Origin of the sequence: Pseudomonas sp. HPB0071 (assembly GCF_000478505.2) — a bacterium.
Taxonomy (GTDB): Bacteria; Pseudomonadota; Gammaproteobacteria; order Pseudomonadales; family Pseudomonadaceae; genus Chryseomonas; species Chryseomonas luteola.
In genome coordinates, this window is record NZ_KI517367.1 from 4,239,979 (window position 1) to 4,262,823 (window position 22,845).

The following is a 22,845-nucleotide window of genomic DNA, read 5'->3' on the forward strand; positions in this document are numbered from 1 at the left end:
GGTATTACTGACCGTTCAGGCTTTGCTGCAAGGCAACCCCTGCGCCAAACAGGCCAGGGTATTCGGCGGTGACCAGCCAGGCAGGAATATCCTGCAGGTAGGCACTGCTCGTCTTACCCTTGTCCGCAAACGCCTTGGCAAAGGCGCCGTTCTGGAAGCGCTCGACAAATCGCGGCAGAATTCCACCGGCGATATAAACGCCACCCAACGCACCTAAGGTCAGCGCAGCATTACCTGCCACACGGCCCAGCCATACGAAGAACTGCTCCAGCACCTCGTCGGCATAGGCGTCACCGGACAGCGCCATTTCACAGATCTCGGCAGCGGTCACGCATTTCTCTTCGCGGCCATCCAGCTCACAGCTGGCCTTGTAGAGATTCACCAGGCCATTGCCGGAAATAATACGCTCCGCCGACACGTGGTTACCAAACTGGCGCTTCAGGATCTTCCAGATTTCGAACTCACGTGGCGTGCCGATCGGCAAGTCAACGTGACCGCCTTCGCTGGAAAGTACCATCCAGCGGTCATCCCCGATCGGCAGCAGACCGGCCACACCCAGGCCAGTCCCCGGCCCAATGATCAGACGTGCCCGATTGGCATGCGCCGCTCCCTCACGGACCTGAACGCAATGCGCTTTGTCCAGCTTGGCTACAGCCCAGGCCATTGAACTGAAGTCATTGATCAGAAGCAGGTGAGTCAGACCAAGCTCAGCGCAGAAACGCTCGCGGCTGATAACCCAGTGATTATTGGTAAAACGGAAGTCACCCTCGCCTACCGGCCCCGCGCAGGCGAGACATACGGAGTGGATATCGTCAAGAGCGACACCGGTACGCTTGAGGTATTCACGCACAGCATCTTCGGGACGCTCGAAATCGGCACACGCCATCACCTCGATCGCATCAAGCTGCTGGTCACGCCACAATGCGAAACGGGCATTCGTGCCCCCGATATCCCCTACCAAAGCCAAATTCATTTCAGCGCCTCCAGGCTGGATGTAAATGCACTCGCACCCTTTTCGGCGGTGCTCATTGCTTGCCGCATGAACGCAAAGAGTTCACGTCCCGTTCCAATTCCCATGCCTTGCGGGGGCGCCACCTGCTCCCGAGCATTCCACTCGGCAGGATCAACCACCACGATCAACTCTCCGGTTTGTCCATTGACACGCACCAGATCACCGTCACGTACTTTCGACAACGGACCGCCATCGGTTGCCTCAGGGCATACATGGATAGCCGCTGGCACCTTGCCGGATGCTCCAGACATACGTCCATCAGTCACCAGAGCGACCTTAAAGCCTCGATCCTGCAACACGCCCAGGTAAGGCGTCAGCTTATGTAACTCCGGCATACCAAGGGCCTTGGGTCCTTGAAAGCGGACCACCGCTACAAAATCGCGGTCCAGCTCACCCGCCTTGAAGGCATTAGCAAGCTCGGCTTGATCAGCAAATACTCTAGCAGGCGCTTCTACGATCTGGTGATCAGGCGCTACGGCAGATACCTTCATGACCCCACGGCCAAGGTTGCCATCCATCACACGCAAACCACCTTCAGGGCGGAACGGGCGCTCGACCGGACGCAGGATTTCTTCATCCAAGCTCGCCACAGGTCCTTCACGCCATGTCAATGTGCCATTCTCCAAGAATGGCTCCTGCAAGTAACGACGTAATCCATGACCCATGACGGTGTTCACATCTTCATGCAGCAAACCGGCATCCAAAAGGGTGCGAATCAGGAAATTGGTGCCACCAGCCGCATGAAAATGGTTCACATCCGCCTTGCCGTTGGGGTAAACCTGCGCCAGCGTTGGAACGACAGCCGACAGATCCGCCATATCCTGCCAGGTTAGTTCGATACCAGCCGCCTGTGCGATGGCGGGAATATGCAGGGTATGGTTGGTAGAACCACCGGTTGCATGCAAGGCCACGACCGAGTTGATAATGGCTTTTTCGTCAACGATCTCACCCAGCGGGATGAAATTACCGCTTTGCTGCGTGATACGTGTCACCTGACGCGCCGCTTCACGGGTCAGCTCGTCACGCAGAGGCGTATACGGATTCACGAAGGACGAGCCCGGCAGGTGCAGTCCCATCACTTCCATAACGACCTGATTGGTATTGGCTGTACCGTAGAAGGTGCAGGTGCCGGGACTATGGTAGGACTTCATTTCGGACTCAAGCAGCTCCTCGCGGGTTGCCTTACCCTCCGCAAAAAGCTGACGCACTCGCGCCTTTTCCTTGTTGGAAATGCCCGAAGGCATTGGACCACCTGGCACAAAAACGAATGGCAGATGACCAAAACGTAGAGAGCCAATCATCAGGCCAGGAATGATCTTGTCGCAGATGCCCAAGCACAATGCGGCATCGAACATATTGTGGGACAGTGCCACAGCGGTGGACATTGCGATGACTTCACGGCTCAGCAAGCTGAGTTCCATACCCGCTTCGCCCTGGGTTACGCCGTCACACATGGCTGGCACTCCACCGGCGAACTGACCAACGGAGCCTATTTCGCGCAGGGCATCTTTGATGATCTGGGGGAAATGTTCGTAAGGCTGGTGCGCAGACAACATGTCGTTGTAAGACGAAACGATAGCGACGTTAACCTCATCCATAAGGCGCAGACGTTGCTTGTCCGCAGGACCGCACCCGGCTACGCCGTGGGCAAAGTTGGCGCATTGCAGCTTGGCACGCTGAGGGCCTTCGCTCGCAGCTGCCCGGATCATTTCAAGGTAGCGCGTACGCGTAGGGCGGCTACGCTCAATGAGACGCTGTGTAACTTCAAGGACGCGAGGATGCATGGTTCCGATTCTCCAGGCAGGCGAAAAATTTGTTGTTTTTAAAACAAATTTGATCTGAGTGGCTATTATTCCTCTCAAAATACGCGATAGTGTAATTGTTTTTACAACAAATCCTGCCAGAACGAGGTTTCAAATATGAGCATTCGTATTGCTATCAATGGTTTCGGGCGTATCGGCCGTAATGTTCTTCGTGCGCTTTACTCCGGAAATTATCGTCAGCATATGCAGGTTGTCGCCATCAATGACTTGGGTGACGCGTCCATTAATGCCCATCTCCTGGAATTCGACAGCGTGCATGATCGTTTCAATGCTGAGATTTCCGTTGATGAGAACAGCCTGACCGTGAATGGCGACCGTATTGCGGTATCCGCCATCCGAAATCCGGCAGAGCTTCCCTGGAAAGACCTGAATGTTGACGTGGTGTTCGAATGCACCGGTCTGTTCACCAGCCGCAGCAAGGCGGCGGCTCACCTGGACGCAGGTGCTTCCAAGGTCATTATCTCCGCACCTGGTAAGGAGGTTGACGCCACAATTGTTTATGGTGTGAATGACAATATCCTGCGTCAGTCCCACCAGATCATTTCCAATGCGTCCTGCACAACCAACTGTCTGGCCCCGGTCGCTCAGGTCCTGAACCGTGAGTTGGGTATCGAGCATGGTCTGATGACCACAATCCATGCCTATACCAATGACCAGAACCTGTCGGATGTCTATCATTCCGACCCCTTCCGTGCCCGCTCGGCTACTCAGTCGATGATTCCAACCAAGACCGGTGCGGCTGAAGCCGTGGGTCTGGTGCTGCCAGAGCTGGTCGGTAAGTTCAGCGGCATGGCTGTACGTGTGCCGACTATCAACGTGTCGCTGGTCGACCTGACAATTCAGGTTTCCAAGACAGCAGATGCCAAGACAATCAATGCCTTCATGAAAGCGGCCAGCGAAGCCTCGCCGGTATTGGGTTATAACGACCGTCCACTGGTGTCGATCGACTTCAACCATAACCCGCTGTCCTCAATCTTCGATGCCAACCACACCAAGGTCACCGGCAATTTGGTGAAGGTCATGGCTTGGTACGACAACGAGTGGGGATTCTCCAACCGTATGCTCGATACCTGTCAGGCACTGGTAAACGCTCCGGCGTAACACAGAACCTGACACAGACGAATCGGCCGGATCATCTCCGGCCGATTTTCATTATAGCGGCTATTGCCTCATTGCTCTTCCCGATCCTCTCCCATCGGATCGATGGCCTCTTCCAGACGCAGATCGTTAAAGTCGATCTTGAGTCCGGTCTCCATGACATCCAGCTCCGCCAGTAATGTCCGAAAACTGGTCTCCTCTGCCGGCTTGGCTGTTGTTTCGGCAGGCTCCGGTGACATGACTGACACATCTTCTGCTGCCAGCGCGTGATCGTCGAGAACAGGTTCTGGATCGAACTCCATCTCCCGAATAGCGGCCAGCGTTGGCAACTCATCCAGGCTTTTCAGGTTGAAATAATCCAGAAACGCTCTGGTAGTGGCAAACATGGCCGGGCGGCCCGGCACATCACGATAGCCAACCACGCGAATCCATTCGCGCTCAAGCAATGTCTTGACGATCTGGCTGTTGACTGCAACACCACGCACCTCTTCGATTTCACCACGGGTGATTGGCTGCCGGTAGGCAATCAGCGCCAAGGTTTCCAGAAGCGCTCGCGAATAACGTGGCGGACGCTCATCCCAAAGACGACCGACCCAGGTTGAATACCGCTCCTTGACCTGCAAGCGATAACCGCTGGCCACTTCCTTGAGCTCAAAACCACGCTTCTTGCACGAGCCGGCCAGCACAGCGAGTCCATCGCGTAACTGCTTGGGCTCGGGCCGCTCATAGTCATCGAAGAGTTCCGCGAGGCGTTCCAGCGTCAGCGGTTTACCCGCAGCCAGCAGTATTGCTTCGAGCAAAGGCGCAAGTTCTTTAGGGTCAGAAACATTCATGGAGCGCATCTTAAATAGGTTGTTGCCAGAGCAGAAGCCACCCTGAAGAATTTCCGATGATCTTATCCTGATGTCCATATTTGTGTGGCACTTGTCATTGCAGACAGACACAGCGCGCAGCACACTTGATTGATCAGTCCTGAGTATGAACCATGAGTGCCGTCCGCATTGTTGCCAGCCTTCTCTATCCAGACGTAATGAGCCTAGATGTAACCGGGCCATTGCAGGTTTTTGCGTCTGCCAATGTTGAACGGCAGCGACAAGGGCTGCCTCCGGCTTATCAGATAAGTCTTCTGGCTAATCAGCCCGGCCCAATCATGACCTCATCTGGCATTCAGATCGTGGCGGATCAATCCTGGCGTGACATGCCTGCGGAGCAGCTCGATACCCTACTGATTCCTGGCGGTATTGGCGTCGAGCAGCAATGTCGACATACCGAACTGCTGGACTGGCTGCAACAGAGCCAGCCTCGCCTGCGTCGCCTGGGGTCCGTTTGCTCCGGCGCCCTAATCCTGGCTGAGGCAGGACTGCTGAAGGGCCGACGCGCCACGACACACTGGGCTGACCTGGAAGCGTTGCAGCGTTACACCGCTATACAAGTCGAGGGAGACCGCTTACATACCTACGATCCTGGCGGGCAGGACGGTTATGCCGATGTCTTTACTTCCGCCGGTGTTACGGCAGGCATTGACCTTGCGCTGGCCCTGATTGAAGCGGACTTGGATCGACCTACAGCATTAAGCGTAGCGCGCAGACTCGTCATGTTTTTACGTCGTCCCGGTGGTCAGGCACAGTTCAGCGCCTGTCTTTCGCCGGAGCCCAGCCGAACTCCTCGTTTGGCCGCATTGTTGGACTGGATACCCGCGCACTTGGGGGAAGATCTTTCCATCGAGCGTCTGGCAGAGCAGGTCAACATGACGCCTCGCACCTTGTCGCGTGCATTTGGCAGGGAGTTGGGCATCACTCCGGGACGCTATGTAGAACAGGTTCGCCTGGAGACCGCCAGAGCACTTCTACATGATGCACAAGCCTCAATCAGCACCGTTGCTCGCCTCTGTGGCTTCGGCCACCCGGAAAGCCTTCGCCGGACGTTTCAGAAACACTTGTCAGTCAGCCCGCAGGCGTATAGCGCCCGATTCGGTGACCCCATACGAGGACTTGATCATGCTTGAGCTACGCCCTAACTGTGAATGCTGTGATCAAGACCTACCACCTGACACAAGCGACGCATTCATTTGCTCTTTCGAGTGCACATTCTGCAAGACATGCGCCTTGAGTCACCTGCATGGCTGCTGCCCCAACTGTGGAGGTGAGCTGGTCAGAAGACCGGTTAGACCGGCACAAAAACTAGAGCGCTTTCCTGCCAGCCTGAACAGAAAGATACAGCCCTGCCGATAACCATGCAGGCTTTCTGATGGACACGCTCTTAAGATCCATACCTAGTACATCAACGCTATCGCCGCCTCAAGCGGAGCGGATTTGAGCGGCAAGGTAGCGCAGAACGCAGCATTCAGGATTCGCCAGCGCTTGGTTGAATTTGCGGCTCGCACTATGGTGCCCGCGAAGAAAATGTTGCCTTCACTAACGGCTATGTAGCATATGGGAACAGCAGCCGGCCTTCGAAAAGTTGATCCGCAGGGGCTATATCGGTCAGATATCTCTCGAAATTCCTACAATAACGGATACCCCCCTGATTTCCGCATCAAGCCGGTGGAAGATCGAGCCCGAGGGCAACCGTATCTCACTCCTACGCCGTAGGCGAGCCGCCCTTCATACGAGGCATTGCTGTCTGGTACAAATTAAAGGACGCCGTTGCCAGCCTAGCGGATTACCGGATTCACCCAAATGTTGATGCCCTCCCCACTCGAGTATGTACTGTAGGACATGAAACTGACGAAACGCCTGGAGCAGGCCGAGGCCTGCACCACGGCAAACCCCGCCACTGAGCAGGTAAGTGCATGAAAGAAAAGACGGGCTGGTTAGCCGAGCTGGCCACTTTTGAATCCCAGGGCATTCCGTGCGTGTTGGTCACCGTTGTTGAAGAGAAAGGCTCAACGCCGCGTACTACAGGGACAAAAATGATAGTCACTGCCGATAGTTTACGTCTGACGATTGGCAGCGGTCACCTCAAGTACAAGGCCATCGAGATTGCGCGGCAGATGCTCAAGGAAGGAATACGCGAGCCGCGCATCGAACGGTTTACGCTGGGTGAAAGTCAGGAACCATGCGGCACGGAAGCCACAGAATTGCTGTTTGACCCCATGGGCCAGCACACGGTGCACGTCGCCGTGTTTGGTAATGGACATGTGGCGCGTGCCCTAGGGTTTGTCTGAAAAGTCGGCACGCATGCATCGTTCGATACAGGCCAGCGTTACCATGGCCTTGAAGCTGCTAGCCAGCTTGTCAAAGCGAGTACAGAGCCGACGCTTTTCCTTTAACCAACTGAACAGCCGCTCGATCACGTTACGCTGTTGATACTTAGGCCTATCAAACAGGCGAGGCAGACCTGGCAGGGACTTGCGGTGCATCGTGCGCTGGGCAATCACCGGCTGCATACCGAAGCGGTCGCAATAGCGGCGCACCCCTTCACTATCGTAGCCCTTGTCCGCGATCACTGTCCGGCAACGCTTGCGTGGTCTGCCCTGAGAGCCAGGAAGACGCACCTGATCCAGTAACGGAATAAAGTTGCGCGAATCGGCCTGCTGACCAGGCGAGAGGGTAAAGCTCAGCGGATAACCATTGGTATCGCAAAGCAGGTGAATCTTGGTACCTAACCCACCCCGGCTGCGTCCCAAGCAATGATCTACAGGTTCGTCCGGGCCCCTTTTTTTCCGCCTCCTGCCGCGGCACGGGTAGTTCGAATGGTCGTAGAGTCCACCATCCAGGTATCCAGATCGATAAAGCCATCTTGGCGAAGCTGCAGATGCAGACGAGTCAATACGTGCTCAAACGTTCCGTCGTCCCGCCATTGGCGAAAACGCTGATAGACCGTTTTCCAAGGGCCATAGCGTTCGGGTAGATCACGCCGTTTAGCGCCGGAGCAAAGGATCCAGAAGATACCATTGAGCATCTGTCGATCATCCCGGCGAGGACGGCCCATGGTCTGGGGAGGAGAAACGATGTCTTCAATCAATGCCCAGCGCTGACTCGAAAGCTCGTAGCGACCTGTCATGTCTGCCTCCGCTTGCCACAACGGCATTAGGCTAACAAACGCGACTTTTCAGACAAACCCTAGTACCACTACTAGCCAGCCTGCCATGCGAGATACGCTGGATCGACTCACGTGTTCGGGAGTTTCCAGACACTCTTCCTAGGGGAGTTACCAAAATCGTCACGGACGAACCTCTGGATGAAGTAGACGCCATGCCAGGCGGCACCTACTTTATCGTCATGACGCATAATCATCCGTTAGACCTTGAGCTGACCGAGCGCATCCTGACCCGTAACGATTTTGGCTATTACGGACTGATAGGCTCTAAAACCAAGTGGGTGAAGTTTCAGCATCACCTTGCAGCCAAGGGTTTTACAACCGAACAGATCGGTCGCGTACGTTGCCCTCTGGGAATCCCGCAGATTAAAGGTAAACTTCCTGCGGAAATTGCGATCTCTGTAGCGGGAGAAGTTATCGCGACCTATAGCGCACAGGCTACGCTACAAGAAGCCTCTCCACTGCGTCTCGTTCAGCCGACACATAACCATTCCTAATAATGTCGCGCGGGTTTGAATTGTCGACCTTGCAGTGGTTGATCGTGCGCGACAGGTTGCATGCTTGACCTGTCTACCGTTAACACACTGGATGATTAAGAAGGGATATGACTACTCAAGCCTACCGTGCCGCTCTGCTCCACTGCGTTGCCGATCCGAATGATGTCGGCATTGAGGCTGCCTGTGAGTTCGTTGAAGACGGATTGCTGGTCGTAACTGATGGTCGCATCGATGCAATGGGAAACGCAGCCACGCTGTTGCCCGTACTGCCCGAAGGAACCGAGGTCATTGAGCACCCGGATGCGCTGATTACACCAGGCTTTATCGACACGCACATCCATTACCCACAGACAGGAATCATCGCGTCCTATGGCGAGCAGTTGCTGGACTGGTTAAACAACTACACCTTCCCGGCCGAGGGAGCGTTTGCTGACTCAGCCAAAGCGGCGGAAGTCGCCGATATTTTCCTCAAGGAGCTGTTACGTAACGGCACCACAACTGCTCTGGTGTTTGGCACTGTACACAAGCAGTCTGTAGAGGCATTCTTCGAAGCGGCTGAAAAGCTCAATTTGCGCATGATCGCCGGCAAGGTCCTGATGGATCGAAATGCTCCCGACTTTCTGGTAGATACGCCAGAGTCCGGCTATGCAGACAGCAAGGAGCTGATCGAGCGCTGGCATGGCAAAGGCCGCCTGCACTATGCCGTGACACCGCGCTTTGCACCAACGAGCACGCCAGAGCAGCTAACGCTTGCAGGCCAGTTGCTTGGGGAATATCCGGATATCTACCTGCACACGCACCTTTCCGAAAACATCAAGGAGATCGAATGGGTAAAGTCGCTTTTCCCCGAGCGCAGCGGTTATCTTGATGTCTACGATCATTATCAGCTGCTAGGTAAACGATCGGTGTTTGCACACGGTGTACACCTTTGCGATGAAGAATGTGCCCGCTTGAGTGAGACTGGATCAGCCGTAGCCTTCTGCCCTACTTCGAATCTATTCCTGGGTAGCGGCCTTTTCAAACTGCCACAACTTGAGCAGTATAAGGTGAACGTTGGCCTGGGCACGGACGTTGGTGCCGGCACAAGTTTCTCGATGCTGCAGACGGTCAACGAGGCGTACAAGGTTATGCAGTTGCAAGGCAAAAAACTGCACCCGTTCAAGGCCTTTTACCTTGCTACGCTAGGCGGAGCTCGTGCATTACGCCTGGAGGATAGGATTGGTAGCTTCGCTCAGGGTAACGACGCAGACTTCGTGGTGCTCGACTACCACGCAACACCTCTGCTGAGTTATCGCCTGAAGCAGGCCAAGTCGCTGGAAGAAAAACTGTTTGCCTTGATGATGCTGGGTGATGATCGAACCGTTAAGGAAACCTACGCCATGGGCGTGAAGGTTCATCAGCGCTAAGGCGCCAATGAAAAGGCCGGCTAGAAAGCCGGCCTTTTGTTAAGGGCAAATAGTTATTCACCTACGATCAGCAGCGGGTTGAATCCGCTTCGATCAAATTGCCCTTCTTCTGCAAGCTTCATATCCAGCATCAGGCTAGCCAGATCATCCGCCATTGGTTCCGCTCCCAAATTGAACTCTTTGGTTACAATCTTGAGATAGCTGTTGCAGTCGCTACATGTTTCCGCCTGCGCAGCCACCGGCACTTTGCCTTGCTCATCTTCGAGGCTCAGGTACTTCACCGTACGGCCTTCCCCGCACACGCTGCACTTGCTGCGCTCCAGATGCCATTCAGTCGAACACAGACCACAGTGCAAGTAGCGTACGCCACTGCGGTCTCGATCAGCATGAATGATACTGGCAACAGGAGCCGACCCGCAGCATGGACAAATCGTTCGTGCATTACCGGATGGCCTTCTGGGTGGCGAAGATAGACACTGCGTAAGACGAACCCAGGCGATCTGCAATGCTGCCGAGATAAAAGGAAGCAAGGCACGATGCTCTACAGGGCCTGGACGGCCATCCAGAATATCGTCCGCTAGTGCTTCCCTTGTCTCATGGTCCAGATGACGCAGTGCAGTCAAAAGCTCACGCTGCTTATCGGCCACGTGGAGCTCAAGCGTATCAAGCAATGCGTTCAGCTCAGCCTGCCAATCAATGTCACGACGCAAAGCATTGATTCCAAGCGGCGGCATACCATGCTCCAGCGCCAGCGTGAAAGCGCTTGGATCAGGTAGCCAACTGGCTTCATGCTCGTTCAAGACAATGTCCTGCGCCTTGACGAGCTGCGACATGAACAGCAAGAACCCGCTGAGCGGCTCGACTTTCTCAGAAAGCTCCTTGAGCCGTCGCGCCCGCATGGCAAATACCTGCTTTTTAGGCAGTACAACGGGAGCCGGATCCATGATCCCCGTCGGCGAGGTCCCATATTGGTGAGTGGCAGTGGCTGTCACGGCGTCCCCTTCGTTGGCATATGATGCTCATTGACCGCACCCGAACGCGAGCCGGTTCTTTCCTTTTCTTTGCGCTCCTGCTCCACAATATCATCGTACCAGAGGCGATGATGATGCTTGGCCCAGGCACGGCTAACCCGTCCCTGCGTCATCGCTCGGAAGGAGCCTTTCACCCAGATCGCCGAGTAGACGTGAATGATCAGCGTGATGATCGCAACAAAGGCGACATAGGCGTGTACCAGACTGGAGAGTCGCAACCATTCACGCGGAAAATATTCCGCGAAATAAGGCCGCCAGATAACGATACCCGAGATCAACAGCAACGGCACACTCATGACCATTAGCCAGTACACCAGCTTCTGACCGGGATTGTTGATGCCGATCGGTGGCGCCAGTTCGTCCCGGTTACTGAGTACATCACCAATGTGCTTCATCCACTCGATATCATGACGCTTGAACAAGTTGACCTTGAAAAAGCGTATGGCCATGACCACGAAACAGAGTGCCATGATCACCCCGATAAAGGGGTGAACCATGCGCGTCATTGTCGGACCGCCAAACAGGGCGGTCAGGTCAAAAAAGAAGGGGTGAAAGAACGCCAGACCGCTGAGCACCAGACATACGAATGTAATCGCGATGACCCAATGGTTCAGACGGCTAAACGTGCTGTACCGCAGAATGCCTTTCTCGCTGCTTGAAGGGGTCATTTGCGATCCTCCTCTAGGGCCTCGTGACGAATCTCCTCATCCGGCGTGTCTTCCGGCTCCTCCTTGGGGCCCTTCATCACGTAGTGCGCAAAGCCTGCCAGGGCAGTCAAACCAATCATCGCGGACATGATGGGCTTGGTAATGCCCTTCCACAGCCCTACCAGCGGACTGATCTGCGGATCGCTCGGCAGATTACTATAGAGCTCTGGTTTGTCGGCATGCTGCAACACATACATGACATGGGTACCGCCCACACCCGGTGGATCGTACAGACCAGCATTGGCGTAACCACGATCATTGAGCTGGCCTACCCGCATCAAGGCATGCTCGGTCATGTCCTCCTTGGTACCAAACATGATCGCGCCAGTTGGGCAGGTTTTAACGCAGGCAGGCTCTAGGCCGTGATAGACACGGTCCGAGCACAATGTGCATTTATAGGCCTTTTGATCCTTCTTGGAGATACGCGGAATATTGAATGGGCAGCCTGATACGCAGTAACCACAACCGATGCAATGCTCGGAGTTGAAGTCCACGATGCCGTTGGCGTATTGCACAATCGCCCCGGGTGCCGGACAGGCCTTCATGCAACCAGGCTCTGCACAGTGCATGCAGTTGTCCTTACGGATCAACCACTCCAGATTGCCCTGCTCGTTCACATACTCATTGAATCGCATGACCTGGAAGGTAGTAGGGCTAAGGTCTGCCGGATTATTGTAGCTACCATCGCAATGACCGATCTCATCACGCAGATCGTTCCACTCCGAACACGCTACCTGACAAGCCTTACACCCGATGCACCGGGAAACGTCGATCAGCTTGGCGACCTTCTCCACCCCACCGTCACGTGTGTGCGGCGAGGCTTCGGTGGTCGCGGACCGGGCGACGATGTTTTGAAAGTTGACTTGATCGCCTCTCATGATTATCGCGTCCTCATACCTTCTCGACGTTCACTAGGAACGACTTGAACTCAGGCGTCTGCGTGTTGGCATCGCCCACCACTGGAGTCAGGGTATTGGTCAGGAAACCTTTCCTGGCCACGCCTTTGAAGCCCCAGTGAATAGGAATACCGATCTGGTGCACCGTGCGTCCCTCCACTTGAAGCTTATGGATACGCTTGGTAACCACCGCAATGGCACGGATGAAGCCACGTTTTGACGTAACCTTTACCGTATCACCAGCCTTGATACCGAGTTCACCTGCCAGATCTTCGCCAATCTCCACAAACTTCTCCGGCTGCGCGATGGCATTGAGTCGTGCATGAGTCGTCCAGAAGTGGAAATGCTCAGTAATCCGGTAAGTTGTCGCGGCGTAAGGGAAGTCCTTGCTGGTGCCCAATTGCTCACGATCTTTTACAAAGATACGGGCAGCAGGGTTGTTCTTGGCTGCAGGGTTATCAGGATGCATCGGGTTGTAATCGAGCGGCGACTCGAAAGGCTCATAATGCTCAGGGAACGGCCCCTCCGCCATCATGCTGCCACCAAAGAAATGCGCAACGCCTTCCTGGTTGAGAATGAACGGACTGGCACCAGCCTCCGGCGGCGATGTCCACGGGAAGTCCGGAATATCCGGTCCTGCCCATCGCTCACCATTCCACCAGATCAATCGCTTTTCAGGTGCCCAAGAGGTCCCATCAGGACGCGCGCTTGCACGGTTATACAAAATGCGTCGATTGAGAGGCCACGACCAGGCCCATCCCAATGTAATACCGACATTGTAAGGATCAGCGTTATCGCGTCTATCCATCATATTGCCGGCACGAGTCCAGCAGCCAGAGTAAATCCAGCAGCCACAGGCTGTACGACCATCATCCGTCAGATAACCAAAGTCATCCAGCAGATCGCCCTTCTTATGGGTAATAGTCTTGCCATCAGCGCTCGGCAGATCAGCCAACGCGCGACCGTTGTACTCCTGAGCAATATCCTCTGGATTAGGCTCCTCGGGATTGCTATAGGGCCAGGTCAGATTAAGGATTGGATCAGGAAACGCTCCACCTTCGTCACGGTACATCTGCTGCAGGCGATGGAAAATACCTGCCATGATGGCCACATCCGGACGTGATTCACCAGGTGGTGGTGCCGCACGCCAGTGCCACTGCAACCAACGACAGCTGTTGACGATGGAGCCATTTTCTTCGGCGAAACAGGTCGTGGGTAGACGGAAGACTTCAGTCTGAATCTTTGACGAGTCTACATCATTGTACTCGCCATGGTTTTTCCAGAACTCGGTCGTCTCGATATCCAGAGGATCCATGACTACTAGGAACTTGAGCTTGGAGAGTGCTTCCACGTTCTTGTTCTTGTTCGGGAACGAAGCCAGGAAGTTGAAGCCTTGCGCCAGGTAGCCTGTTATCTCGCCATTGTGCATACGCTCAAGGGTATGCATAACGTCATACAACGGTTCTGTGAGCTTGGGCAGCCAGTCATAACACCAGTTGTTTTCTGCCGTGGCTGCATCGCCATACCATGACTTCATAAGGCTGACATGGAAGCGCTTGAAGTATTTCCAATAAGACACCTGCCCTGGACGTAACGGCTGCTTGGCACGCCGCTCGATATAACCGTCAAAATCCTGCTCTTCATGAGAAGGCAGACGGATATAGCCAGGAAGCTGGTTTGAGAGCAGACCCAAATCGGTCAGGCCCTGAATGTTGGAGTGCCCACGCAAGGCATTAACCCCACCACCCAGCATGCCGATGTTACCCAGGAGTAACTGCACCATACTGCCGGCACGAATCATCTGCGCGCCAACAGAATGCTGTGTCCAACCCAGCGCGTAGAGAATGGTCATGGTTTTGTCTTCGGCAGCCGTCTCGGCAATCATGTCCCAGACTTTCTGGACTTGATCACGTGGCATACCGCAGACGCTTTCAACCTTCTCGATGGTGTAGCGGCTGTAGTGCTTACGCATCAGCTGATAAACGCAGCGGGGATGCTGTAGGGTTGGGTCTTCCTTCACCATACCCTTTTCATCGAACTCGTAACTCCAGCTCGACTTGTCATAAGCACGGATATCGTCCTGCTTATAGCCGGAGAACAAGCCATCATGAAAGTCGAAATCCTCTTTTACGATGATTGCGACGTCTGTATAGGCCTTGACGTACTCATGGTTGATCTTGTCAGTGGTCAACAAATAGTTGATCAGACCACCCAACCACACGATGTCAGTGCCTGTCCGAATGGAGGCATGGTAATCCGCCACGGCGCCCGTACGGGTGAAGCGCGGATCGATTGAAATGAGTTTGGCGTTGTTCTTTTCCTTTGCCTCGATTACCCAGCGAAAGCCTACAGGATGCGCCTCAGCCGAGTTGCCGCCCATGGAAAGGATCAGATTGGCATTGCGGATATCAGTCCAAGAATTCGTCATCGCACCGCGACCGTAAGTTGGGGCAAGACCTGCCACCGTCGGTCCGTGTCAAACGCGTGCTTGGTTATCCATTACAACAACACCAAGACTCCGTGCGATTTTCTGCGTAAGGTAAGCCGTCTCATTCGAGGTAGCAGACGCTGCGAGAAAGCCTGTTGTAGTCCAGTGGTTGACCAGATGACCATGCTGATCACGGGTCACAAAATTCTTGTCCCGGTCATCCTTCAAATGACGCGCAATGCGGTCCAACGCCTCATTCCAGCTGATGCGTTTCCATTCGTTGGAACCCGGTTCGCGAACGGAGGGATGAGAAAGGCGAGATTCACTCTTGACGAAGTCGAGTGCGCCAGCACCACGAGGACACAGGGAGCCGCGACTGACCGGATGATCCGGATCGCCCTCAATGTGGTAAATATCCTCAACGGTATTGATGCTGTTATCGCCTCGGCTATAAATCAGCATGCCGCATCCTACGGAACAGTAGGTGCAGGTGTTTCGAGTTACCTTGGCTGCAGCAAGTTTGAAATAACGGATGGACGCCATAGCAGGTTCAGGCGCAAAGCCCAACATTGCCATACTCGACGTTGCCACCCCGGTCGCGCTTAATTTTAAGAAGTTTCTTCGCGATACACGGATCGACATGGGGGTTACTCCAGGCACAACTTTCACGGATCAACCCTTCGGCCCCAAGATATTCGCAATTGTTCCCCAAAAAGTTCCAATACCTTACGAAAGGTTACAAAGGATAAATATATAAATAGGCATGTCTTGGCTCTCTACTGTACGCGTTGCGCTGCTAAAAGGACTGTCTGCTGCCCGGTACACGTTGTGTTCCATTGCTGTTTACCTATGCCGACAATGCGCCAGATCGGTATCCACACAGTACAACGCCGGAGCGATATCGGCACTTGGAGAGCCGTGCGCAGTGTGCAGTACATGGGCTGTTAATCGCCCCATGACCAGCCTCTTGAAATGGCATTGAATCAGGCAATGCGTGATGAGCCAGAGCAAACTAGGAAGCCAGCCGTTTGTCCCGCTCAGACAAGCCTTTTCTGATCGTAGTCACGTCTGCGGGTGATACGCCTGGTCCTGACCCTATTAGGACCTTCCTTACCAACGAAGAGCAAGGCATCAGTTGTCACCAAGGAGTCTTGCATTACTCTATGCGAGCACTCGTGGATATCGAAGACTTTCCAATTGTTGACCAAAGCGGCACAGCCAATCGACAACCCGCGACTGGCCGTCATCAGGTCCACATACCGCTTGGTTATACTGATAGCTTTAGCCAGTGATCGCGACATGCAAAAACTCAGATGGATGCTGTTTGGCTCAGGGCTAACCCTGGTAGTGCTGGGCCTCTTCCTGTGGTTTGACAATGAGCAGATGTCTCCATTGATACAATCCACTAACACGCCCTCACCTATCAAAAATCCAGGCAGCCTTTACGCCACTGTACAATCGCAACAGAGGTTACCTACCGCTACAGGTGAGTTCGCTCAGGTAGAAGGCATCATTCACGAACGCTGTACGGTCTGTCATTCCAGTCAACCCACCAGCCCCTTGTTTAGTGAGGCATCGGCTGCGGTTCTATTGGATACGCCTGATCAGATCCGGCAAATGGCCCCGCGAATCAAGCAGCAAGCCATAGATTCCAATGCCATGCCTTTAGGCAATGTCACGCAGATGACCCAGTCCGAGCGAGACCTCATAGGACGCTGGATTTCAACGCTTAATGGCGGCCGCTGAAGCTATCAGACATTTTCCAGCCCTCGACGCAACTGCTTCTTAAGCAAACGGGCACTGTCCAGGCAAACAAGCAGTACGGCAATCCAGATCGGTCCGTATGTCCAGAGTTGGGAAGAGACAAATGCTTCGTCCAGCAGCAGGATCGCGACAAACACAAGCAGGGCCGGCTCGATGTAGCTTAGGATACCAAACAGTCCCATTGGCAACAGTCGGCTTGCAGCCATCATGGCGCCAAAGGCCACCGCGCTTAACAAGCCAAGCCCCGGTAGAAGGATCCACAAGCTCGGCGCCACCTGCAGAGCCGAGGCAGGACTAAAGAAATAGAGCAGCACGATAGCCAAAGGCGCCATGCACAGCATTTCTAGAATAAAGCCGGACAGCGCATCAATTTTCATCCAGCGCCGCAACATGAAATAAGGTGGATAACCCAGAGCCGACACCAGCGTAACCCAGGAAAACGCCCCGGTAGCCCACCACTCATGAATGACGCCGATCAAGGCGAAGACTACAGCGACCCGATATAACGGTCTCATCTCTTCGCCGTAAAACATGCGGCCGACTATGACCATCACCAGAGGCAACAGGAAATAGCCCAGTGTTATATCCAGGGTATGCCCTGTCATCGTTGCCCAGACAAATACCCCCCATTGCGACCCAACCAGTAAGGTGCTGCCTATTAGAGCCAAAATCAGCCGAGGCTCACGAAGCAATCGAGCAAGCGCCTGTCGCAGCATGGCGCCCTGTCGTGTCAGTACCAGAAGCAGCAATACCATGGGAATCGACCAGAGAATGCGTTGCGTCAGCACCTGAACACCGTCCAATGGCTCCAGATAATTGAAGTACACCGGCATCACAGCGAACAGTACAGAAGAAAGCACCGACAGCGCCATACCCCGGCCAGATAGAGTCATGCGAATGCCCTGCGTCCCAAACGATTAATCATCAAAGAGGCCACGATAACCCCACCACCCAATAGCAACCGAACAAGATCCACATCTCGATTCCAGATAAGGATATTCACGATTAGACCGGCAGGTACATGCAGTTCGTTCAAAATTGCCAGTGTTCCGCCGTTGACCCGGGTTGAGCCGATCGTCCACCAGTACATGCCCAGCGCCGTGGCAAACAGTCCCATCCAGATCAGTACGCCCCACTGTACGGCTGTTTGGGGCATACGCTCCAGGTTGCCAAACAATAGAAATGACGGCAGCGCAATCAGTAATGCGCCTAGGAAAAAGTATCCAAAACGGTGATACAGCGGGATATCCGAGGGATGACGCTGTACCAGGTACTTACACAATACCTGTCCTGCCGCGAAGGTCAGATTGGCCAGCTGCAACAACAGAAATCCTGACAGATACTCACCTTCGAACCGCTCCAAGCGAATCACGACGGCCCCTAGAACCGCCACCACAGCGGCGACCAATGACCACGGATTGAAGCGGCGACACACCACATCATCCAAAAGCGTCACATAAATAGGCGTCAGTACGGTAAAAAGGAGTACTTCCGGTACCGTCAGAACTGCAAAGCTTCGGTATAGGCACAGGTATGTAATGCCGAATTGAAAGGCACCCGCCACCATCAAGCCTGCAATGAAGCGCGGCGCAACACCTCGCCACTGAGTAAACGGCAGAAACACAGCGGCGGCCAGCAATACTCTGATCAATACAGCAAAATCACTGTCGACCTTACCGGCCAGGTATTCCCCTATCAAGCTGAAGGAAAACGCCCAAAGTACAGTGACAGACAACAGATACGGCATAACGACCACTCAGCAAAAGGTGCGCGACAGTACCGCGCTTTTTAGCATCAGAAAAGTCTTCACCTCTTGATACCGAATCCACGAGACCCCAGGAATAACCAATGCCCAGACGAAAAAAAGCCTCCCGAAGGAGGCTCAATCCAAAGGTAAACGCCTGAACTTAGAGTGCTTCGGCCAATTGAGCCTTCGCCAGTTCCAGTCCCTTGGCCATTGCTTCTGGCCCCATCGCAACGCCCTCTACATGGATAAACGTCACATCAGTAATGCCAATGAAGCCCAGCACCTGCCGCAGGTAAGGCTCCTGATGATCAAAGGTATTTGCAGGACTTCCGGTGTAAACACCACCGCGCGCCGTCAGAATATATGCGCGCTTGCCTTCAAGAAGCCCTTGGGGCCCCTGCTCAGTGTACTTGAACGTCACACCTGCACGTAGTACATGATCCAGCCAGGCCTTCAGGGTACTAGGGATAGCAAAGTTGTACATGGGTGCGGCCAGTACGAGAACATCGGCTGCCAACAGCTCTTGGGTCAGCTCGTTCGAACGTGCAAGAGCTGCTTTTTGTGCCTCGGAATGTGTCTCGGCTGGGGTCATCCAACCTGCCAGAAGGTTTTCATCCAGGTGAGGAATAACATCAACGGCAACATCCCGTACCGAGATTTTGCCTTCTGGATGTTTATGCTGCCACGCTTCGATGAACTCAGCGGTAATCTGACGAGAAATCGAACCTTCTTTACGAGCACTGCTTTCAATCACGAGAACCTGAGACATTATGCTGGCGTCCTTTGTAATGGGAGAATGAGCACAGCTTAATAACAATTAAGTTGATATAAAAACGGAATTTATAGCTAATACCAATCAACTTTATTGATATAACAATGACTTATCATGGCGTTTACGCTGCCCGATTCGCTAAGGAATAGGTATGAAGGCTCCTCGAGTTACGCTAGACCAATGGCGCACCTTACAGTCAGTGGTTGACCACGGCGGTTTCGCACAAGCTGCCGAGGTGCTACATCGCTCTCAGTCATCCATCAGTTATACCGTTGCGCGCATGCAGGAGCAGCTGGGCGTTCCGCTGCTACGTATCGAGGGGCGCAAGGCGGTACTGACAGAAGCCGGAGACGTCTTGCTAAGGCGCTCACGCCAACTGGTTAAACAGGCCAGCCAGCTGGAAGAGCTTGCCCACCATATGGAGCAAGGCTGGGAAGCAGAGGTACGCCTGGTAGTCGATGCAGCCTACCCTACTTCCCGTTTGGTCAGCGCACTGACCGAATTCATGCCACAAAGCCGTGGATGCCGGGTTCGCCTGAGGGAAGAGGTACTGTCTGGTGTAGAAGAAGCCTTACTTGAAGGCATGGCCGATCTTGCTATCAGCGGTCTGAATATTGCGGCTCACCTAGGCGCAGGCTTGGGTACAGTCGAATTCGTCGCAGTCGCCCATCCAGATCATCATCTGCATCGACTGCAGCGTGAGCTGACGTTTCAGGACCTTGAGGCTCAGATGCAGATTGTCATACGAGATTCCGGTCGCACCCAACCACGAGACGCTGGCTGGCTGGGCGCGGAACAGCGCTGGACCGTTGGGAGCCTTGCTACAGCCGCCACCTTTGTCCGCAATGGGCTGGGGTTCGCCTGGCTACCTCGTCATTCTATCGAGCGCGAAATCAATGAAGGTACGCTAAAACCTCTTTCGCTGAGCCAAGGAGGTAACCGCTTCCATCCTTTTTATATGTATCAGAGTCGAGAGCGCCCGCTCGGTCCTGCCTCTCAGATACTGGTTGAATTGATCAAGAAACAAGGTACAGGGCATGGCCAGTCTTGATAAGTGCCATGCAAACCGCGCTACGCTCATACATAACCAACCCTAACCCCAAAAGGAGCGCTTATGCTCAAAGCTTTCTTTACTGCCGCCACGCTTGTGCTGGCTTCTTCTGCCTGGGCTGCCGAAAATCCTCATGTCGTGCTGACCACCAACCAGGGCGAAATTGAACTGGAACTGGATGCACAAAAAGCGCCTGTCAGCGTACAGAATTTTCTTTCTTACGTAGATTCAGGTTTTTACAAAGGCACCATCTTCCATCGCGTCATTCCAGGCTTCATGATCCAGGGCGGCGGATTTACCCAGGACATGCAGCAAAAAGACACACAAGCCCCTATTCACAATGAAGCGGACAATGGGCTTAAAAACACACGCGGTACCGTATCCATGGCACGCACCGCAGCGGTCAATTCGGCAACCAGCCAGTTTTTCATCAACGTCTCAGACAATGCCTTTCTTGATCATGGCCAGCGGGATTTTGGTTATGCCGTCTTCGCAAAAGTTACTCGCGGCATGGACGTAGTAGATAAGATCGCCGGTGTCTCGACTGTTAGCAAAGGCATGTTCCAGAACGTTCCACGCGAACCGATTTTGATCCTCGCGGCCAAAAAATCATAAGCCTGCTTCCGATTAAAGTGTGACTGCTTATTCTGCTGACAGGCAGTCACACGCCTCTGAGGATCAGGCTTAAGACAGCGCGGCTTCCTGCCGCATACACTGAACGGCAACGAGAGCGCATATGGTTTTTCGCCTGTTTGAAACTATTATTGATCCCTTCAAGCCTGCCTCCGACGAAACACCTCCCAGCAACGTGATGCGGTTCTACATCCACTACCTTAAACAGGCCTGGCCTGCTTTTCTCTTTCTATTGGTAGTGGGCCTGGTAGGTTCCCTTATCGAGGTCGCACTCTTCAGCTTCCTGGGTCGAATCGTCGACTTGGCACAGAGTTCTGCTAACAGCACGGTTTTCTTTCAGGAGCATGGCCATGAACTAGTCTGGATGGCAGTCGTTACACTCTTGTTGCGTCCACTTTTTATCAGCCTGCATGACCTGCTGGTCCATCAAACCATTACTCCTAGCCTGACTACACTGATTCGTTGGCAAAATCATCGCTATGTCTTGAAGCAGAGCCTCAGCTTCTTCCATAACGATTTTGCAGGTCGTATTGCCAACCGTATTATGCAAACCGGAGCATCGCTACGGGACTCCGCTGTCCAGGCAGTGGATGCCATCTGGCATGTACTTATCTATGCCGGCAGCGCCCTGGTTCTTTTTGCCCAGGCTGACGTCTGGCTTATGGTTCCCCTGATTATTTGGATCATCGCGTACATCCTTACCCTCTGGTACTTCGTACCCAAGACCAAGGAGCGATCCGTCATCTCGTCCGAAGCACGCTCAAAACTGTCCGGACGGATTGTTGATGGCTACACAAACATCATGACGCTCAAACTCTTTGCTCATACTCGGCAAGAGGAAGACTACGCTCATGAAGCCATGGCAGAACAAACAGAACAAGCTCGCTATGCGTCACGTCTGATTACCGCTATGGGTGTCACTATTTCCCTGTTGAATGGCTTCCTGATCGCCGGAACGACGGGACTTGCCCTGTGGCTTTGGCATAAAGGTCTTATCTCAATCGGAGCGATCGCTCTTTCTACAGGACTTGTCATCCGTATCAACAACATGTCCGGCTGGATCATGTGGGTAGTCAATGGCATCTTCGAAAACATTGGTATGGTTCAGGATGGCCTGGAAACTATTTCCCGCCCCCGCACCGTCATTGATCAAAGCAGTGCCAAACCACTTGAGATTGAGCGAGGCGGAATCCGCTTTCAAGAGATTGCCTTTCACTATGGCAAAACCCGTGGCGTTATCGAAAACCTTAATCTGGACGTAAAGCCCGGAGAGAAAATAGGCCTTGTCGGACCCTCTGGCGCAGGGAAATCCACGCTGGTTAACGTCCTGCTTCGCCTGTATGACTTGGAAAAAGGGCAAATCTTGATTGATGGCCAGGATATTGCTCACGTCACTCAGGAAAGCCTTCGCAGCAACATAGGTGTTGTAACTCAAGACACATCACTACTGCATCGCTCGATTCGCGAGAACCTGACGTATGGCCGACCCAATGCAACAGACGAAGAAATTCAAGCAGCCGTACATAAGGCTAGAGCAGATGAATTCATTCCATTACTGACTGATGCGCAAGGACGAACCGGGCTCGATGCGCAAGTAGGCGAGCGCGGGGTCAAGTTGTCCGGCGGGCAACGCCAGCGTATTGCGATTGCACGCACCCTACTCAAGGACGCGCCTATTCTTCTGCTGGATGAGGCAACATCAGCACTGGACTCAGAGGTCGAGGCTGCCATTCAGGAAAGTCTCGAAACGCTTATGAAAGGCAAGACTGTGATAGCCATCGCTCACCGTCTCTCTACCATCGCACGTATGGACCGACTTGTTGTGATGGATAAAGGCCAGATCGTTGAAATTGGCTCCCATGAAGAATTGATTGCTCAAGGAGGGTTATATGCCCGTCTATGGCATCACCAGACGGGCGGATTCGTAGGAGAAAGCTGA

At 53.9% G+C, this 22,845-nt stretch carries 20 protein-coding genes and 2 pseudogenes; 11 read left to right on the top strand and 11 right to left on the bottom strand.

The genetic code is table 11. The features are described from left to right. Positions 1-4: 4 nt before the first annotated feature. Together HMPREF1487_RS19560 and edd are read right to left on the bottom strand one after the other, a co-directional pair. Complete coding sequence (locus HMPREF1487_RS19560; RefSeq protein WP_010798450.1) at positions 5-973, bottom strand: glucokinase; 969 nt, start codon at positions 971-973, stop codon at positions 5-7. Continuing rightward, positions 970-2,796 carry a phosphogluconate dehydratase gene (gene edd / locus HMPREF1487_RS19565; RefSeq protein WP_010798451.1) on the bottom strand — a complete coding sequence of 609 codons (1,827 nt, stop codon included), beginning with the start codon at positions 2,794-2,796 and terminating at the stop codon, positions 970-972. Before edd ends, HMPREF1487_RS19560 begins: the two co-directional genes overlap by 4 nt. A gap of 135 nt (positions 2,797-2,931) precedes the next feature. On the opposite strand from edd, the gene gap reads away from it, so the two are divergent. Next, positions 2,932-3,936, top strand: a complete 1,005-nt coding sequence (gene gap, locus HMPREF1487_RS19570) for a type I glyceraldehyde-3-phosphate dehydrogenase (protein WP_010798452.1) — start codon at positions 2,932-2,934, stop codon at positions 3,934-3,936. Between the two features lie 68 nt (positions 3,937-4,004). On the opposite strand, the gene scpB is transcribed toward gap, so the two are convergent. Next, positions 4,005-4,766 (bottom strand): SMC-Scp complex subunit ScpB, encoded by a 762-nt coding sequence (gene scpB, locus HMPREF1487_RS19575; RefSeq protein ID WP_037030289.1) that lies wholly within the window; start codon positions 4,764-4,766, stop codon positions 4,005-4,007. Positions 4,767-4,918: 152 nt separating this feature from the next. Here scpB and HMPREF1487_RS19580 point away from each other — a divergent pair, with 152 nt between their 5' ends. The 3 genes from HMPREF1487_RS19580 (at position 4,919) to HMPREF1487_RS19585 (ending at position 7,099) form a co-directional block, all read left to right on the top strand. Beyond that, on the top strand, positions 4,919-5,938 hold the full coding sequence (locus HMPREF1487_RS19580) for a GlxA family transcriptional regulator (RefSeq protein WP_010798454.1): 1,020 nt from the start codon (positions 4,919-4,921) through the stop codon (positions 5,936-5,938). Next, the gene (locus HMPREF1487_RS26875) at positions 5,931-6,164 is read left to right on the top strand and encodes a DUF1272 domain-containing protein (protein ID WP_073450718.1); all 234 of its coding nucleotides are present in this window, start codon (positions 5,931-5,933) and stop codon (positions 6,162-6,164) included. The genes HMPREF1487_RS19580 and HMPREF1487_RS26875 overlap by 8 nt, the downstream gene beginning before the upstream one ends. 560 nt (positions 6,165-6,724) lie before the next feature. Next, positions 6,725-7,099 carry an XdhC family protein gene (locus tag HMPREF1487_RS19585; RefSeq protein ID WP_010798455.1) on the top strand — a complete coding sequence of 125 codons (375 nt, stop codon included), beginning with the start codon at positions 6,725-6,727 and terminating at the stop codon, positions 7,097-7,099. On the opposite strand, the gene HMPREF1487_RS26880 is transcribed toward HMPREF1487_RS19585, so the two are convergent. Then, a protein-coding gene (locus tag HMPREF1487_RS26880) for an IS5 family transposase (RefSeq protein ID WP_125913069.1) occupies positions 7,085-7,938 on the bottom strand; the annotation gives its coding sequence in 2 pieces (ribosomal slippage) (positions 7,085-7,590 and positions 7,590-7,938; 855 coding nt in all). The genes HMPREF1487_RS19585 and HMPREF1487_RS26880 overlap by 15 nt on opposite strands. A 53-nt stretch (positions 7,939-7,991) precedes the next feature. On the opposite strand from HMPREF1487_RS26880, the pseudogene xdhC reads away from it, so the two are divergent. After that, positions 7,992-8,471, top strand: a pseudogene (gene xdhC, locus HMPREF1487_RS19600) (xanthine dehydrogenase accessory protein XdhC); the annotation flags it as partial. A gap of 107 nt (positions 8,472-8,578) precedes the next feature. Then, complete coding sequence (guaD, locus tag HMPREF1487_RS19605) at positions 8,579-9,877, top strand: guanine deaminase (RefSeq protein WP_010798459.1); 1,299 nt, start codon at positions 8,579-8,581, stop codon at positions 9,875-9,877. 53 nt (positions 9,878-9,930) lie between these two features. Here guaD and fdhE read toward each other — a convergent pair whose 3' ends face one another. Genes fdhE through fdnG form a run of 4 tightly spaced genes read right to left on the bottom strand, consistent with a single transcriptional unit; the run spans position 9,931 to position 15,575 of the window. Continuing rightward, positions 9,931-10,821, bottom strand: a complete 891-nt coding sequence (gene fdhE / locus HMPREF1487_RS19610; protein ID WP_037030969.1) for a formate dehydrogenase accessory protein FdhE — start codon at positions 10,819-10,821, stop codon at positions 9,931-9,933. 44 nt (positions 10,822-10,865) lie between these two features. Next, on the bottom strand, positions 10,866-11,576 hold the full coding sequence (locus tag HMPREF1487_RS19615) for a formate dehydrogenase subunit gamma (RefSeq protein ID WP_010798461.1): 711 nt from the start codon (positions 11,574-11,576) through the stop codon (positions 10,866-10,868). Further along, the gene (gene fdxH, locus HMPREF1487_RS19620; protein ID WP_010798462.1) at positions 11,573-12,493 is read right to left on the bottom strand and encodes a formate dehydrogenase subunit beta; all 921 of its coding nucleotides are present in this window, start codon (positions 12,491-12,493) and stop codon (positions 11,573-11,575) included. The genes HMPREF1487_RS19615 and fdxH overlap by 4 nt, the downstream gene beginning before the upstream one ends. Positions 12,494-12,506: 13 nt before the next feature. After that, on the bottom strand, positions 12,507-15,575 hold the full coding sequence (fdnG, locus tag HMPREF1487_RS19625) for a formate dehydrogenase-N subunit alpha (RefSeq protein ID WP_139272289.1): 3,069 nt from the start codon (positions 15,573-15,575) through the stop codon (positions 12,507-12,509). Positions 15,576-15,967: 392 nt separating this feature from the next. On the opposite strand from fdnG, the gene HMPREF1487_RS28450 reads away from it, so the two are divergent. Next, the gene (locus HMPREF1487_RS28450) at positions 15,968-16,231 is read left to right on the top strand and encodes an ureidoglycolate lyase (RefSeq protein WP_084213911.1); all 264 of its coding nucleotides are present in this window, start codon (positions 15,968-15,970) and stop codon (positions 16,229-16,231) included. Positions 16,232-16,445: 214 nt separating this feature from the next. Beyond that, a pseudogene (locus tag HMPREF1487_RS28010) lies at positions 16,446-16,685 on the top strand (hypothetical protein); the annotation flags it as partial. A 5-nt stretch (positions 16,686-16,690) separates the two neighbouring features. On the opposite strand, the gene rarD reads toward HMPREF1487_RS28010, so the two are convergent. From rarD to HMPREF1487_RS19655, 3 genes are all read right to left on the bottom strand, one after another. Continuing rightward, positions 16,691-17,596: an EamA family transporter RarD gene (rarD, locus tag HMPREF1487_RS19645; protein WP_010798466.1), complete on the bottom strand. Its 906-nt coding sequence runs from the start codon at positions 17,594-17,596 to the stop codon at positions 16,691-16,693. Then, positions 17,593-18,450 (bottom strand): carboxylate/amino acid/amine transporter, encoded by an 858-nt coding sequence (locus HMPREF1487_RS19650; RefSeq protein WP_010798467.1) that lies wholly within the window; start codon positions 18,448-18,450, stop codon positions 17,593-17,595. The genes rarD and HMPREF1487_RS19650 overlap by 4 nt, the downstream gene beginning before the upstream one ends. Before the next feature lie 160 nt (positions 18,451-18,610). After that, positions 18,611-19,219 (bottom strand): FMN-dependent NADH-azoreductase, encoded by a 609-nt coding sequence (locus HMPREF1487_RS19655; protein ID WP_010798468.1) that lies wholly within the window; start codon positions 19,217-19,219, stop codon positions 18,611-18,613. Positions 19,220-19,373: 154 nt separating this feature from the next. On the opposite strand from HMPREF1487_RS19655, the gene HMPREF1487_RS19660 reads away from it, so the two are divergent. The 3 genes from HMPREF1487_RS19660 (at position 19,374) to HMPREF1487_RS19670 (ending at position 22,845) form a co-directional block, all read left to right on the top strand. Continuing rightward, a complete protein-coding gene (locus HMPREF1487_RS19660; RefSeq protein ID WP_010798469.1) occupies positions 19,374-20,273 on the top strand; it encodes a PA3225 family LysR-type transcriptional regulator in 900 nt (299 codons plus the stop codon). Positions 20,274-20,336: 63 nt separating this feature from the next. Then, positions 20,337-20,888 carry a peptidylprolyl isomerase gene (locus HMPREF1487_RS19665; protein WP_010798470.1) on the top strand — a complete coding sequence of 184 codons (552 nt, stop codon included), beginning with the start codon at positions 20,337-20,339 and terminating at the stop codon, positions 20,886-20,888. Between the two features lie 121 nt (positions 20,889-21,009). Next, positions 21,010-22,845, top strand: a complete 1,836-nt coding sequence (locus HMPREF1487_RS19670; RefSeq protein WP_010798471.1) for an ABC transporter ATP-binding protein — start codon at positions 21,010-21,012, stop codon at positions 22,843-22,845.

Bases quoted from the DNA above. Each gene is read 5' to 3' on its own strand.
- HMPREF1487_RS19585 (WP_010798455.1), top strand. From the start codon at position 6,725: ATGAAAGAAAAGACGGGCTGGTTAGCCGAGCTGGCCACTTTTGAATCC.
- gap (WP_010798452.1), top strand. From the start codon at position 2,932: ATGAGCATTCGTATTGCTATCAATGGTTTCGGGCGTATCGGCCGTAAT.
- HMPREF1487_RS19650 (WP_010798467.1), bottom strand. From the start codon at position 18,450: ATGCCGTATCTGTTGTCTGTCACTGTACTTTGGGCGTTTTCCTTCAGC.
- HMPREF1487_RS19660 (WP_010798469.1), top strand. From the start codon at position 19,374: ATGAAGGCTCCTCGAGTTACGCTAGACCAATGGCGCACCTTACAGTCA.
- fdxH (WP_010798462.1), bottom strand. From the start codon at position 12,493: ATGAGAGGCGATCAAGTCAACTTTCAAAACATCGTCGCCCGGTCCGCG.
- HMPREF1487_RS19665 (WP_010798470.1), top strand. From the start codon at position 20,337: ATGCTCAAAGCTTTCTTTACTGCCGCCACGCTTGTGCTGGCTTCTTCT.
- HMPREF1487_RS19670 (WP_010798471.1), top strand. From the start codon at position 21,010: ATGGTTTTTCGCCTGTTTGAAACTATTATTGATCCCTTCAAGCCTGCC.
- scpB (WP_037030289.1), bottom strand. From the start codon at position 4,766: ATGAATGTTTCTGACCCTAAAGAACTTGCGCCTTTGCTCGAAGCAATA.
- HMPREF1487_RS19560 (WP_010798450.1), bottom strand. From the start codon at position 973: ATGAATTTGGCTTTGGTAGGGGATATCGGGGGCACGAATGCCCGTTTC.
- HMPREF1487_RS19615 (WP_010798461.1), bottom strand. From the start codon at position 11,576: ATGACCCCTTCAAGCAGCGAGAAAGGCATTCTGCGGTACAGCACGTTT.
- HMPREF1487_RS19580 (WP_010798454.1), top strand. From the start codon at position 4,919: ATGAGTGCCGTCCGCATTGTTGCCAGCCTTCTCTATCCAGACGTAATG.
- HMPREF1487_RS26875 (WP_073450718.1), top strand. From the start codon at position 5,931: ATGCTTGAGCTACGCCCTAACTGTGAATGCTGTGATCAAGACCTACCA.
- fdhE (WP_037030969.1), bottom strand. From the start codon at position 10,821: ATGGATCCGGCTCCCGTTGTACTGCCTAAAAAGCAGGTATTTGCCATG.
- HMPREF1487_RS19655 (WP_010798468.1), bottom strand. From the start codon at position 19,219: ATGTCTCAGGTTCTCGTGATTGAAAGCAGTGCTCGTAAAGAAGGTTCG.
- rarD (WP_010798466.1), bottom strand. From the start codon at position 17,596: ATGACTCTATCTGGCCGGGGTATGGCGCTGTCGGTGCTTTCTTCTGTA.
- guaD (WP_010798459.1), top strand. From the start codon at position 8,579: ATGACTACTCAAGCCTACCGTGCCGCTCTGCTCCACTGCGTTGCCGAT.
- edd (WP_010798451.1), bottom strand. From the start codon at position 2,796: ATGCATCCTCGCGTCCTTGAAGTTACACAGCGTCTCATTGAGCGTAGC.